The organism is Nocardia sp. NPDC087230 (assembly GCF_044744725.1).
GTDB classification, from domain to species: domain Bacteria; phylum Actinomycetota; class Actinomycetes; order Mycobacteriales; family Mycobacteriaceae; genus Nocardia; species Nocardia canadensis.
On record NZ_JBIUYV010000004.1, the window covers coordinates 311,830 to 325,079 of the forward strand.

The following is a 13,250-nucleotide window of genomic DNA, read 5'->3' on the forward strand; positions in this document are numbered from 1 at the left end:
GAAGCGTGCCCCAGACCGTCGGCGCTGCCGCCGCATCAGGTCGAATGACCAGCAAGTTTTCCGGCATTGATGCCTCCGCCCGGTGTGTCCACAAGAGATTAGGGGAGGCTAAACTATTTCTTCGGGTCGGGTAAAGACGTTCCCGGCCGCTGTCGGCCGAGAGAGATTGGTGAGCGATGGTGGTCGGATGGGGAGTGTCCCTCGGTGCGCGCAATACCGTCTGCGTGGCGGTCGGCGGCGGCGATCCGGTGGTCCGGCGAGACCGGACCACCTCCCATGACGGCCGGATTCTCGGTTTCGCCGATCTGACCGTCGCCGGTGGGCTGCCGCAGGAGCCCCCGGCCGAAGAACTGGTCGTCCGGGTCCTCGGCGCGACGATGGCCGCCCACGGTGCGGTGGCCGAGCACACCGTGTTGGCACACCCGGCGGTTTACCGCGAGCGACACCTCACCGCGCTGCGGCGCGAACTCGGGCGGGCGCGACTGGGCGAGGTCGCGCTGGTGGCCGAGCCGATCGCGGCAGCGGCGGCGCTCGATCGGCCGGACGAGAACGTCGATGCCGCAACGGATGTCGCGGCGCTGCTGGTGTACGACCTGGGTGCGACCTCGCTCGATCTCACGGTGGTCGTGCGTGACCGGCGGGGCCACCGGATCGCCGGCCGCCCCGCCCGGTCCTACGCCTTCGGTGGTCGCTCGACCGCCGCGGCGCTCGCGATCGCCGAGCACGACCTGGCGGGCGCGATGGAACCGGGCGCTGGGGAACTGGGTGCGATGGAACCGGACGCTACGGAACTGGCTGCGGCGGAACTGGGCGCGGCGGAACCGGGCGCGATGGAACTGGGCGCGGCGGAACCGGGTGCGATGGAACTGGGTGCGATGGAACTGGGTGCGATGGACCTGGGTGCGGGTTCGGATCCACGGCGCGCGATCGCGGTTCGTGCCCAGCTCGTCCGGGATTCACTGCCGCTCGTGCACGAATGTCTGCGCACCGCAGGGATTTCCGTCGCACGTCTCGACGCGGTGCTGCTCGTCGGGGGCGCGGCAACCCCGGACGACGTCGCGCACACCCTGGCCGGTGCGCTGCGCTGTCCGGTTGTGCGCGAACGGGAGCCGGGCACCTCCATCGCCCGGGGTGCCGCGCTGCTCGGTGCCCGGCGCTCGGCGACGGGCACCGTGCTGGTTCCGGTGCGCCGGCCGGTGTCGCGCGGTGCGTTCGTCGCGGCCGCCGTCGCCGTGCCTCTGCTGTTCTCGGTCGCGCTGGGGTTGTTGCGCGCCGACGACGGGCGGGGTGGCGCGATGGTCGCCGTGCCCGGCCGGGCGCTACCGGGCGAGCGGGTCGACGCGATACCGGGTTCCGTGCTGGTCGACGCACTGCCGGCGACCCTGTGGGCCGGGGCCGCTATGCGGCCGATCGGATCGATCAGGGCGCAGCCGGACCGGACCGTGGCCGATCCCTCCGTGGCCTCACCGATGCCGGGACCCTCGTCGGGGTACGCCGCCACGACCGAATCCAGTGGTTTCGTCGAGAGTTCGGCGAGTGCCCCCGTGACCTACTCGCCGACCGCTCCGGATTCGGCCGCACCAGGACCCGGCCTCCCGGCTGCCCCGGCCCCGTTGACTCTGACGCTCGAGATCCCTGCCCCACCGGAGACGCCAGACAGCCCGGTCGATCCCGGCCACGGTGTTCCGATCGACTACACCCCGACGTCGGTTCCCGGAGAAATTCCGGGTCAAGCCTCGGTAGCCCTGCCGGATTCGCTCGCCGAAGTCCCGCCCGTCCCTGTCGCGACGGCACCCGAACCGGGAGCATCACACCCCTGAGATCGGTTGTTCAGGCGGTCAGTTCCCACTCGGCGCCGACGGTCACGTCGTAGCGATCCCACACAACGGCGGCGAGCGACGGGTGGGTACCGAGTGTCGGGGCGTGGGTGGATTCCGGTGCGGCGGTACGCAACCGGTCGGTGAGCAGGCCAGGCGCCAGGAACCACGGCGCGACGACGACGTGCTCGGCGCCACGGTCACGCAGCCGATCGGTCGCCCCGCGGACGGTGGGTTCGCTGGTCGCGAAGCAGATCTCGGTGAGCAGACCGGTGCGCCGGGCGATCCGCGCGGCCACGTCGGCAGTGCGTTCGTTGGCGCCGGGCCGCGTGGAACCGACCGCGGCGACGGCGATCCCGATCCGGCCCGCCGTGTCTTCGGGGATCGCCGCCATGATCCGGTCGCGCAGTGCGTCGAGCAGGCGGGGGTCGGGGCCGAGGACATCGGCCTGATCCAGCCGGAGCAGGGGATGCCTGCGCCGGGCCGTGTAGAGCAGGCCGGGCAGGTCGACGCGGGCGTGGAACGCGCTGCCCAGCAGCATCGGTACCACGATCGCGCGGGTGAACCCCAGCGCGGCCACCCCGTCGACGACCTGGTCGACAGACGGCGCGTTGAGATCGAGAAAGGCGAGCCGGACGGTCAGGTCCGGTCGCTGCGCGGCGACCAGATCGCGCACGGCCGCCGCGTTCGCCGCCGAACGCGGGTCACGGCTGCCGTGGGCGACCAGGATCAGCGCGGGCTCGCTCCCGCCGCGCGGGGCCACAACGGCACCACGCAGCGGGGCGAGCACGGGCGACATCAGACCGCGGTACCGACCTCGACCGAGGTCAGCACATCGCCGACCAGGCCGGCGGCGAGGGTGTTGCCACCGGCGGGATCGATCAGCAGGAACGACCCGGTGTGCCGGTTGGTGCGGTAGTCATCGGCCGGGATCGGCTCGGCCAGGCGCAGCGACACGCGGCCGATATCGTTGAGCTCCAGCGTCTCCGGGCTCGGCTCGGCCGTCAGGGTCTGCTCGTCGAAGCGCTCCACGAGCGCGCCGACGATCGCCTGCGTGGTCTTGGCGCCGTGCTTGAGCAGCAGCCGGGCGCCGGGGCGCAGCGACTTGTCGCCGAGCCAGCACACGGTCGCGTCGAAGGTGTCGATCGCCTCCGGGGCGTCGGCCACCGAGGCGATGATGTCGCCGCGGGAGATGTCGACCTCGTCGGCCAGGATCAGCGTCACGCTGCGGCCCACCTGCGCGACGGCGAGTTCACCGTCGGGGGTGTCGATGCGCTCGACGGTGGTGCGCTTGCCCGAGGGCAGCACCACGATCTCGTCACCGGGGGAGACCGAACCGGCCGCGATCTGACCCGCGTAGCCACGGTAGTCGGGGTACTCGGCGGTGCGCGGACGGATCACGTACTGCACCGGGAAGCGCAGGCCCAGGGCGTGCGTTCCGGTCGAATCCGCGTCCACCGGCACCGATTCCAGGTGCTCTATCAGCGACGGGCCGTCGTAGTACGGGGTGTTGTCCGAGCGGCTGGCGATATTGTCGCCGTGCAGCGCCGACACCGGGATCTCGAGGACATCCTCGTCGGCCCAGCCCAGCTTCGAGGTCAGCGCGTTGAACTCCGCGGAGATCGCGGCGAACACCTCGGCCGGATTGTCGACCAGGTCGATCTTGTTCACGGCCAGCACCAGCTTCGGCACACCCAGCAGCGCCAGCACGGCGGCGTGGCGACGGGTCTGCTCGATGACGCCCTTGCGCGCGTCGACCAGCAGGATCACCAGCTGCGCGGTGGACGCGCCGGACACCGTGTTGCGGGTATACTGCACGTGACCGGGGGTGTCGGCCAGCACGAAAGACCGCTTGGGCGTGGCGAAGTAGCGGTACGCCACGTCGATGGTGATCCCCTGCTCACGCTCGGCGCGCAGGCCGTCGACGAGCAGCGACAGGTCCGGGGTGGACAGACCCTTGTCGACCGAGGCGCGGGTGACGGCGTCGATCTGATCGGCCAGCACGGACTTGGTGTCGTAGAGCAGCCGTCCGACCAGGGTGGACTTGCCGTCGTCGACAGAACCGGCGGTGGCCAGGCGAAGTAGGTCGCTCACTGTCGCGCCTCCGTCCGACCAGCGTGGCTGTGCCCATGGTCGTCGACAGAACCGGCGGTGGCCAGCCTCAATAGGTCGGACATCAGAAATAACCCTCTCGCTTGCGGTCTTCCATGGCGGCCTCGGACACGCGGTCGTCGCCACGGGTCGCACCACGTTCGGTCAGTCGGGACGCGGCGACCTCGGCCAGGATGGCCTCGTTGTCGGCGGCGTCGGAGATGATGGCGCCGGTGGTGGAACCGTCACCGACGGTGCGGTAGCGCACCGAGCGGGTCTCGAGGACCTCGTTCTCGGTCGGGCCGCCCCAGACGCCGGGGGTCATCCACATGCCGTCGCGCTGGTACACCGGGCGCTCGTGGGCGTAGTAGATGCTGGCCAGATCGATGTCCTCGCGGGCGATGTAGCGCCAGATGTCGAGCTCGGTCCAGTTGCTCAGGGGGAACACCCGCACGTGCTCGCCCGGGGCGTGCTTGCCGTTGTAGAGGTTCCACAGCTCGGGACGCTGGCGCTTCGGGTCCCACTGGCCGAAGGCGTTGCGCAGCGAGAAGATCCGCTCCTTGGCGCGCGAGCGCTCCTCGTCGCGGCGGCCGCCGCCGAAGACCGCGTCGAAGCGGTGCTCGGTGATGGCGTCGAGCAGCGGGACGGTCTGCAGCGGGTTGCGGATGCCGTCGGGGCGCTCGGTGAGGCGGCCGTCGGCCAGGTACTCCTCGACCGAGGCCACGTGCAGGCGCAGACCGTACTTCTCCACCACCTTGTCGCGGAACTCGAGCACCTCGTCCAGGTTGTGCCCGGTGTCGACGTGCAGCAGCGCGAACGGCAGCGGCGCGGGCCAGAAGGCCTTGAGCGCCAGATGCAGCAGCACGGTCGAGTCCTTGCCGCCGGAGAACAGGATCACCGGCCGCTCGAATTCGCCCGCGACCTCACGGAAGATGTGGATCGCCTCGGATTCCAGCGCCGCGAGGGTGTCGAACTCGGTCAGGCCGAGGTCGCGTTCGGTGGTGTTGGTACTCACAGGCTCACTCCCGGTGGTGGTGATGGTCATGCTGTGTCCTATCTGCATGCCCACGGCGCCCTTCGCGGTGACGCAGGCTTCCGCCTCCGGGCGCTGACGTGGTCATGACTGGTGCAATCCGCATTCGGTCTTGGCGAGGCCGGCCCAGCGTCCGCTGCGCGGATCGGACCCCGGCTCGGGCTTACGCGTGCACGGCGCGCAGCCGATGGACGGATAACCCTCCTCCACCAGGGGATTGACGAGGATGCCGTTGGCCTCGATGTAGGCCTGCATCTCGTCGTCGGACCACGGCGCGATCGGGTTGATCTTCACCAGTCCGAAGGCGTCGTCGAACGAGATCAGCGGTGCGTTGGCGCGGGTCGGCGCCTCGACGCGGCGGATACCGGTGACCCACGCGTTGTAGCCGGCGAGGGACTTCTTCAGCGGAACGACCTTACGCAACCGGCAGCATTCGGCGGCGTCGCGGGCGAACAGATCCTTGCCGAGCAGCTGATCCTGTTCGGTGACACTGTGTTCGGGGCGCACGTTGATCACGTTCACGCCGTACACGGCCTCGACCGCGTCGCGGGTGCCGAGGGTCTCGGCGAAGTGGTAGCCGGTGTCGAGGAACAGCACGTCGACACCGGGCCGGGTCTGCGCGGCCAGGTGCACCAGCACGCCGTCCTGCATGTTGGAGGCGACGATGTAGCCGTTTCCGAATGTGCGGTCGGTCCAGGCGATCAGGTCGGCGGCCGAGGCCTCGGTACCGAGCTCGGCCGCGCCTTGCTCGGCGATGGACCGCAGCTCGTCCTCGGACAGCTTCGCGGCGAGATTCGTTGTCACAGTTGAGATCCCCTCATCCACTAGCGGAGGTCGGCCTCGTCGGCGCGCACGGCCCACACCGCGAACCGCTCACCGGCTTCCCGGTTCTTGACGAAGTTGCGGACGACGCGGTCGATGTAGTCACCGAGCTCGACGCTGGTCACCTTGTGCTGACGCAGCTTGCGGCCGAATCCGGAGTCCAGGCCGAGGCTGCCACCCAGGTGAACCTGGAAACCCTCGACCTGATTCCCGTTGCCGTCGTCGACGAGCTGACCCTTGAAGCCGATGTCGGCGATCTGGGACCGGCCGCAGGAATTCGGGCAGCCGTTGATGTTGATGGTGATCGGCACGTCGAGTTCGGCGTTGATGTCGGCCAGGCGCTGCTCGAGTTCCGGCGCGAGCACCTGCGAGCGCTTGCGGGTCTCGACGAAGGACAGCTTGCAGAACTCGATGCCCGAGCAGGCGAGCAGGTTGCGCCGCCAGATCGACGGGCGGGCCTGCAGACCCAGCGGCTCGAGCTCGTCGATCAGCGCGTCGACCTGGTCGTCGGCGATGTCGAGGATGATCAGCTTCTGGTACGGGGTGAAGCGGATGCGGTCCGAACCGTACCGCTCGGCGGCGTCGGCGACCTTGCTCAGGATGGTGCCCGAGACCCGACCGGCGATGGGGGAGAAGCCGACGGCGTTGAGTCCGTTGCGCAGCTTCTGCACGCCGACGTGGTCGATCGGCTTGGCGGGCTGCTCCGGGGCCGGACCGTCGATCAGCTTGCGCCCGAGGTACTCGTCCTCGAGCACCTGACGGAACTTCTCGATGCCCCAGTCCTTGATGAGGAACTTCAGACGGGCCTTGGTGCGCAGGCGGCGGTAGCCGTAGTCGCGGAACAGCGAGACCACGGCCTCCCACACGTCGGGCACCTCGTCGAGCGGCACCCACGCGCCGACCCGCTTGGCCAGCATCGGGTTGGTCGACAGGCCGCCGCCGACCCACAGGTCGAGGCCGGGGCCGTGCTCGGGGTGGTTCACGCCGACGAAGGCGACGTCGTTGATCTCGTGGACCACGTCCTGCTGGCCCGAGATCGCCGTCTTGAACTTGCGGGGAAGGTTGGAGTACTCCTTCTTCCCGATATAGCGCTCGACGATCTCGTCGATGGCCCAGGTCGGGTCGATGATCTCGTCGAGCGACTCACCGGCCAGCGGGGAACCGAGGACGACGCGGGGGCAGTCACCGCAGGCCTCGGTGGTGTGCAGGCCGACCGACTCGAGCCGTCGCCAGATCTCGGGGACGTTCTCGACCTCGATCCAGTGGTACTGGACGTTCTCGCGGTCCGACAGGTCGGCGGTGTCGCGGCCGAACTCGGTGGAGATGCCGCCGATGGTGCGCAGCTGGGCGACATTGAGCGCGCCGGCATCGCAGCGCACCCGCATCATGAAGTACTTGGCTTCGAGGATGTCGATGTTGTCGTCGTCGGTCCAGGTGCCGTCGTAGCCCTCTTCGCGCTGGGTGTAGAGACCCCACCAGCGGAAGCGGCCACGCAGATCGGCCTTGTCGATCGAGTCGAAGCCGCCCTTGGCGTAGATGTTCTCGATGCGCGCGCGCACGTTGAGCGGGTTGTCGTCCTTCTTGGACTGCTCGTTCGGGTTCAGCGGCTCGCGGTAGCCGAGGGCCCACTGGCCTTCGGAGCGGCGGCGCACGGGCTTGCCGGTGCGCTCGCGCGGCGCGACGGGGGCTTCGCTGCGCGGCCGATCGGGCCGGACGCGGCGTTCGGCCGCCGGGCGCTCGGGGCGGGCCGGCGACGACTGTTCGGTCGAAGCGGCGTCGGTGCTCGACGTCATGTGGGGTCGCTCCTGCGGGGTGGGTGGTACATCCGTGCTGAAGGCGCGAGGGGCTGGCTCGCGTCAGGTGGTCAGCGGGCCGATGAAAGTCGATGGCACCGGGGGATACCCGGGCGTGGACGCCGCTGCGCTACCGGGGGAAACCGGGCCGACAACAGGCGCTGCAGACGCGCTGGAAGTCGACGTGGCGCCGGGCCACGAGTCGTACTCCAGTTGCGTGCATGGGCCTATTGTGCCATGTCAGCCGGGTCGTTCCGACCGCAAGGAGATATTTCCCGCACTTTTGAGGGAAATTCCCTGGACGGTCGTCCCGTTCTGTGACGGGGGTCATAGTTCACCCGCCGGAAGCGACCCGTGATTCGTCGTGCACCCTGGATGTGCGGTGCGGCACAGCGCGTTGACCTGGAGTCTCGTTGAGGTTGCAGAGTGGTCGCATGAGCAACGATGCCACCGTGACGGGGCAAACCCCCGTCGATCTGGAGGCCGAACTCGCGGCCGTCACCGCCGTCGTCGAGTCCATCGCCCACGCGCAGGCCAACGAACTGATCGACGAGTTCACCGCCGTCTTCCGGGCGGACGCGATCTGGACCACCGGCCACGGCAAGCGGCTGTACGGCAGGCCCGCCATCGCCGAGTTCACCGCCCAGGTGCTGCCCGGCGCCACCACCCACGGCAAGGCCACCTACGAGATCGAGCATGTGCTGTTCCTGCGGCCCGACGTCGCCGCCGTCAAGATCCGGCAGCGCTACTTCACCCTCGACGGGGAGTTGTCGGGGCAGGGCACGCCGCTGTACGTCATGACCAAGGAGGACGGTGCCTGGGTGCTCACCGCCAACCAGAACACCCCCGTGGTGGCCGACTGATCGTCGACCGGTGCCGGGGGCGGGCCCTGCGTGCCGGGTCCGAGGGGAGCCCGGCAGACTGGAGGGGTGACTATCAGCGCTGCTTCCGGGGCTCCCGGCGTGACACCGGCCGACGCCGATCGGCCGGTGCTGCGCGATTTCGGGGGCGGCGCGTTCGGGGTCTACGTGCACGTGCCGTTCTGTGCGACGCGCTGCGGTTACTGCGACTTCAACACCTACACCGCGGGGGAGCTGGGCACCTCCGCGTCGCCGCAGTCGTGGCTCGAGGCGCTGCGCGGTGAGCTCGCGACCGCGGCGACCGAGTTCGCCGCGCTGCCGAGCGCGACGCCGCCGGTGTCGACGATCTTCGTCGGTGGTGGCACCCCCTCGCTGCTCGGCGGCGACGGACTGGCCGCGGTCCTGGACGCGGTGCGCGCGAACTTCACCCTGGCCGCTGACGCCGAGGTGACCACCGAATCCAACCCGGAGTCCACCTCGCCGGAGTTCTTCGAGCGCATCCGGGCCGCCGGCTACACCCGGGTGTCGCTGGGAATGCAGTCCGCCGCCCAGCACGTGCTGAAGATCCTGGACCGCACCCACACCCCCGGCCGCGCGGTCGCGGCGGCGAAGGAAGCCAGGGCTGCCGGGTTCGACCACGTCAACCTCGACCTCATCTACGGCACGCCCGGCGAGACCGACGCTGATCTGGACGCGAGCCTCGACGCCGTGCTGGCCGCCGGGGTCGACCACGTCTCCGCCTACTCCCTGATCGTCGAGGACGGCACCGCCTTGGCGCGCAAGGTCCGTCGCGGCGAACTGCCCGCCCCCGACGAGGACGTGCTGGCCACCCGGTACGAACGCATCGACGCCCGCCTCGCCGACGCGGGCCTGTCCTGGTACGAGGTCTCCAACTGGGCCGCCGACGACGACGCCCGCTGCCAGCACAACCTCGGCTACTGGGACGGCGGCGACTGGCTCGGCGCCGGCCCCGGCGCGCACAGCCATGTGGGCGGCGTCCGCTGGTGGAACATCAAGCACCCTGCCCGCTACGCCGACCGCGTCGCGCTCGGCGGCCTGCCCGCCGCGGGCTGGGAAGCGCTCACCGAGGACGAGCGCTACACCGAACACCTCATGCTCACCGTCCGCCTCCGGACCGGCCTGTCGCTGGCCACTCTCGCGCCCACGGCCCGGACCGCGCTGGACCGTATCCTCGCCGACGGCCTCGCCGAGATCACCGGCGAGCACCTCGTCCTCACCGACCGCGGCCGTCTGCTCGCCGACGGCGTGGTCCGCGACCTGCTCGACTGAGCCGCCAAAATTCGGTGTCGGTCCCGCCGTCGCCGTGACACGATGCGCGGCGTGTCTTCCTCGCGGAATGAGCTGGTGCGCTGGCAGTTCGACCTGACCTGGTCGCTGCTCGAGTTCCATCTCGACCGGCTGTCGGCGGCGGACTTCCGCTGGGAGCCGGCCGAACTGTGCTGGACGCTGCGGCCGGACGACACCGGCGGATGGGTCGCGGACTGGGCCGACACCGAACCCGACCCGATCCCGGTCCCGACGATCGCGTGGCTGAGCTGGCACATCGGTTGGTGGTGGAGCGTGGCCACCGACCATCTGGCCGGCCGACCACCGCGGCAGCGGACCGACATCGGGTGGCCCGGACCGGGAGCGCCGACGATCGCCTGGCTGCGTCGGCTGCGCACGGACTGGATCGCGATCCTCGACGCGCTCGACGACACCGACCTGGACGCGCCCTCGGCCTACCCGTGGCCGGCCGATGCCGGGCTGACGAACGCTCATCTGGTCTCCTGGGTCGATGCGGAACTGATGAAGAACGTGGCCGAGATCGGTCAGCTGCGACTGCTGCGGGCGGCCCGGACACAGGTCGCTTGACACCGATTCGTGACCGGAATTCCGGGGCTTTCGGGTGGCGCGGACGCCATCGAGGATCGCCCGGTCAGCGTGATGAGCGGACGTGATGCACACCTCACCGGAGGGTCCGCGCACCGGGGTCCGCAAGCGCGAGGTTCGGTGGGTTCGGGGCCGAAGATAACGATTGGGGGCGTAGGCTTCGACTCGATCCTAGGGAGCTATATGTCCACCGAACGGCACATCACCCTCGTCCACGAGCAGAGCGAATTCGCTGAGGCGCGCTCTGCGGAGAAGGCGGAGAACGCGCGGCAGTGCGCGGTCGCCGCCCGCACGGTCGCGTCGCATTCCAACGACGCGGAAGATTGCGTATCGCTGCTGGCGATGCTCGGCCTGGATGCCCTCGCGGGCAAGCAGGTGGGCGCGGCTTCCACCGCCGCCGCCCGGAGCTGAATCGGATCGGACCGCCCCCCCGGGCGGTCCGAGCCGGCGGCCGACCGGATCGGCCGCACAGACTCGATGCCTTCGGCTCACTGACATGGTCAGACCCGAGCCGAGGCCGCGTGCTGCGCGTCGGGCCCGCCGCCGTCCGCGCCACCGATCACGCCCCCGACCACCGTCGGCCGCCTGTCGCCGAGGAGTGCGTCGGTATTCGCCTGCGTGATCAGGTATTCCGGCACCGCGCGCTCCGTCTCACCGGTCGGTGGCAGCCCGGGCCCCAATGGTCCGGCGTAGTACCACCGATCGAGTCCACGGGTCGGCGCCGGGACAGTCGGCGGATTCGCGCCGATGACCGGACCCACCGCCCCGGGCACGCTCCGTCCGGCTTCCGGACGACCGAAGGCGCCGTTGTCCACAGGACCGATGCCTGCCCCCGCCCCACTGCGCCCTCCCGGATGGAGGAAGGCGCCGTCGTGTGCCGGCCGGTAGTGAGTGCCGGCCGCCGGACGATCTCCCACCGCGGTCGCCGGCATCGACGATCCAGCCCTGCTGTCGCTGAGGTCGAGGGCGGCGCGGCCGAGCGAAGTCGCCGATCCCTCGATACCCGGGAGCGCGGGCACTGAAGAAGCCACTCCCGGACCACCCGGTTGCGAAAACCCCGGACCGCCGGGCGCCCCCGAGAACGCGGTACTCACGCCCGCACTCGACGACGACACCACGGTGGACCCCGCCACCGACTCCACGTCCGGACCCAGGTCGTCGCCCGATCCGAACGCACCCCGATCCTCGACCTCCGAGCCCGGATCACCCCACCCTGCCAGCTCCGAGCCAGGGCCACTCCACCCCGGCGTCTCCGTGTCAGAGCCACGCCAGTCCGCCGCCGAGTCGGTGACCGTCGACCTTCCGATCGTCGAGCCGCTGTCATCCGCCGTGCCATCGCTCGTCGCCCTATCGTCCGCCGCGCCGATGCCCGGTGACGAGACCTGAACCGGCCGGGCCGCTGTGGTCGCTGAGGAACTCGTCCCACCACTCGCCGACACGGAATCCTCGCCTTCCACCGAGCCCTGGTGGTCGCTACCCGTCGCTGCTGGGTGGTTGCCTGCTGTCGGCTGTGCGCGGGCGGTTCCCGTCGCCGGCGGGTCGCTGCGCGTCGGAAGCGCGTGGTCGCCACTCATCGTCGGCGGGTGGTTGCCTCCCGTCGGCAGCGCGTTCTCGCGGTTCGAACTCCCGACGATCACCCACTGTCGGCCGGAATATATGTCGGAAACGCACCGTCGAATCGGCATGGGCAGCACCGGAATCCTGCCGTCGATAGCACCGAACGGCACCACATATCGCTCCCGCATCGCGATCCTCGCGTTCTCCTCCGCGGACGCTGCCGCACGATGTGCGGTTGCCGCGTCCATCGGTGACATCGGATGCGCGGCGGCCCCGCTCATCGGCGACATGGCTGCCTCACCCATCGGTGGCAGCATCGGAGACTCGCCCCCGACGCTCATCGAGGAGATCGAGGTTCCCGCGCCGTCCACGACCAGCTCGGGGATCGCGTACTTCGTGGCGACGATCGCCTCGGCCGCGGCCCGGACCAGGCCCGGAAGCTCCAGCAGTGCCGGCGTCAACTCCCGCGCCTGCGTCACATACGCGCGCACGGCCGCCTCGGCCGCCTCGGCCGCCACTCCCGCCCATGCCGTCGCGAACGAGCCGTGCACGGCTCGTTCGAAGGCGTCCACCCCCTCGGCCCACCGTGCCGCGATCCGTTCGAACCGATCCGCCTGCGTGACCGCGTCGGTCACCTCGCGCGAGGTGAACGCCGCCACGATCTGCGCGTGACGCCAATTCCAGGCGTTCTCACCGCCGTCGGGAATCGTGCGCGGCTCGTGCCCGGTCATGGCAGTCGCTGCCGGAAAGTTGGTTGTCCCGCATCGGTTTCGGCCGCGCCGACCTGTCCGGCCCAGTCGTCGTCGGTGCGTATCAGCTCGTCCCGCGCGGACCGGCACGCGGACCGGAGGTCGGCGACGATGTCGGCATGAGCCGCCAGCACCGCGGCGATGCTGTTCGCGTCGCCGTCGGCCTTGGCGCGCAGCCGGGCCACGACGGTGGCCGCGGAGATCAACCTCGCGTCGTCCTCACCCAGACCCCATCGCGTCCGCGCGCCGATCTCCCCGGCCAGCGCGATGAGCTGGCCGATCACGCGCAAGAACTCCGCACACCCACGATCGAATCCGGCGAACTCCGCCGGATTCAGCGCCACCCCCGTGGCGCCGTCGCTGCCGTTCCGCTGCATCACAAAGCCCCTCCCCGCCCGCCGTGGACACCCGAAAAACGCTGGTAAACAGCTGAATCAGTGCCGAACGTACGCCGCTGTCGACGGCGGTACCAGACCCAACGTGCCACCTGTGGACAAACCGCGGCCTGTGCACAACTCCGCTCCGGCACGACCATGTGAGCGGGCGATCCGGGACTGGACAATTAGACTGGACAACGAGACGCTGCGAGCGTCCGCGTGCGAGTCTGTGCGTCGAACACAGCGGTACACGCGGGC

12 protein-coding genes are annotated in these 13,250 nt (G+C 70.1%); 4 read left to right on the forward strand and 8 right to left on the reverse strand.

All coding sequences use genetic code 11. The annotated features are described in order from the left end of the window. Window positions 1–113 precede the first annotated feature (113 nt). The 6 genes from ACIO52_RS17070 to ACIO52_RS17095 all read right to left on the reverse strand — a co-directional run bounded on the left by ACIO52_RS17070 (window position 114) and on the right by ACIO52_RS17095 (window position 7,556). Entirely contained in the window at window positions 114–956 is an 843-nt protein-coding gene (locus ACIO52_RS17070; protein WP_402645142.1) for a pentapeptide repeat-containing protein, read from the reverse strand. A gap of 874 nt (window positions 957–1,830) precedes the next feature. Further along, the gene (locus ACIO52_RS17075) at window positions 1,831–2,616 is read right to left on the reverse strand and encodes a sirohydrochlorin chelatase (protein ID WP_402644816.1); all 786 of its coding nucleotides are present in this window, start codon (window positions 2,614–2,616) and stop codon (window positions 1,831–1,833) included. Continuing rightward, window positions 2,616–3,911, reverse strand: coding sequence for a sulfate adenylyltransferase subunit 1 (locus tag ACIO52_RS17080; RefSeq protein WP_218717371.1), 1,296 nt, complete (start codon window positions 3,909–3,911; stop codon window positions 2,616–2,618). The genes ACIO52_RS17075 and ACIO52_RS17080 overlap by 1 nt, the downstream gene beginning before the upstream one ends. 82 nt (window positions 3,912–3,993) lie before the next feature. Then, window positions 3,994–4,953, reverse strand: a complete 960-nt coding sequence (cysD, locus tag ACIO52_RS17085; protein ID WP_255587402.1) for a sulfate adenylyltransferase subunit CysD — start codon at window positions 4,951–4,953, stop codon at window positions 3,994–3,996. Between the two features lie 72 nt (window positions 4,954–5,025). Then, entirely contained in the window at window positions 5,026–5,745 is a 720-nt protein-coding gene (locus tag ACIO52_RS17090) for a phosphoadenylyl-sulfate reductase (protein ID WP_402644819.1), read from the reverse strand. A 20-nt stretch (window positions 5,746–5,765) separates the two neighbouring features. Beyond that, window positions 5,766–7,556 carry a nitrite/sulfite reductase gene (locus tag ACIO52_RS17095; protein WP_316573904.1) on the reverse strand — a complete coding sequence of 597 codons (1,791 nt, stop codon included), beginning with the start codon at window positions 7,554–7,556 and terminating at the stop codon, window positions 5,766–5,768. Window positions 7,557–7,990: 434 nt separating this feature from the next. Here ACIO52_RS17095 and ACIO52_RS17100 point away from each other — a divergent pair, with 434 nt between their 5' ends. From ACIO52_RS17100 to ACIO52_RS17115, 4 genes are all read left to right on the forward strand, one after another. Then, window positions 7,991–8,419, forward strand: coding sequence for an SgcJ/EcaC family oxidoreductase (locus ACIO52_RS17100; protein ID WP_218717369.1), 429 nt, complete (start codon window positions 7,991–7,993; stop codon window positions 8,417–8,419). 99 nt (window positions 8,420–8,518) lie between these two features. Continuing rightward, window positions 8,519–9,706, forward strand: a complete 1,188-nt coding sequence (hemW, locus tag ACIO52_RS17105; RefSeq protein ID WP_402645144.1) for a radical SAM family heme chaperone HemW — start codon at window positions 8,519–8,521, stop codon at window positions 9,704–9,706. 42 nt (window positions 9,707–9,748) lie between these two features. Continuing rightward, a complete protein-coding gene (locus ACIO52_RS17110; protein ID WP_342801040.1) occupies window positions 9,749–10,291 on the forward strand; it encodes a DinB family protein in 543 nt (180 codons plus the stop codon). Window positions 10,292–10,492: 201 nt separating this feature from the next. After that, window positions 10,493–10,720: a hypothetical protein gene (locus tag ACIO52_RS17115; protein ID WP_218717366.1), complete on the forward strand. Its 228-nt coding sequence runs from the start codon at window positions 10,493–10,495 to the stop codon at window positions 10,718–10,720. A gap of 89 nt (window positions 10,721–10,809) precedes the next feature. Here ACIO52_RS17115 and ACIO52_RS17120 read toward each other — a convergent pair whose 3' ends face one another. Both ACIO52_RS17120 and ACIO52_RS17125 read right to left on the reverse strand, forming a co-directional pair. Further along, complete coding sequence (locus ACIO52_RS17120; RefSeq protein ID WP_402644824.1) at window positions 10,810–12,597, reverse strand: hypothetical protein; 1,788 nt, start codon at window positions 12,595–12,597, stop codon at window positions 10,810–10,812. Beyond that, window positions 12,594–12,992 (reverse strand): hypothetical protein, encoded by a 399-nt coding sequence (locus tag ACIO52_RS17125; protein WP_316573908.1) that lies wholly within the window; start codon window positions 12,990–12,992, stop codon window positions 12,594–12,596. Before ACIO52_RS17125 ends, ACIO52_RS17120 begins: the two co-directional genes overlap by 4 nt. Between the last annotated feature and the right edge of the window lie 258 nt (window positions 12,993–13,250).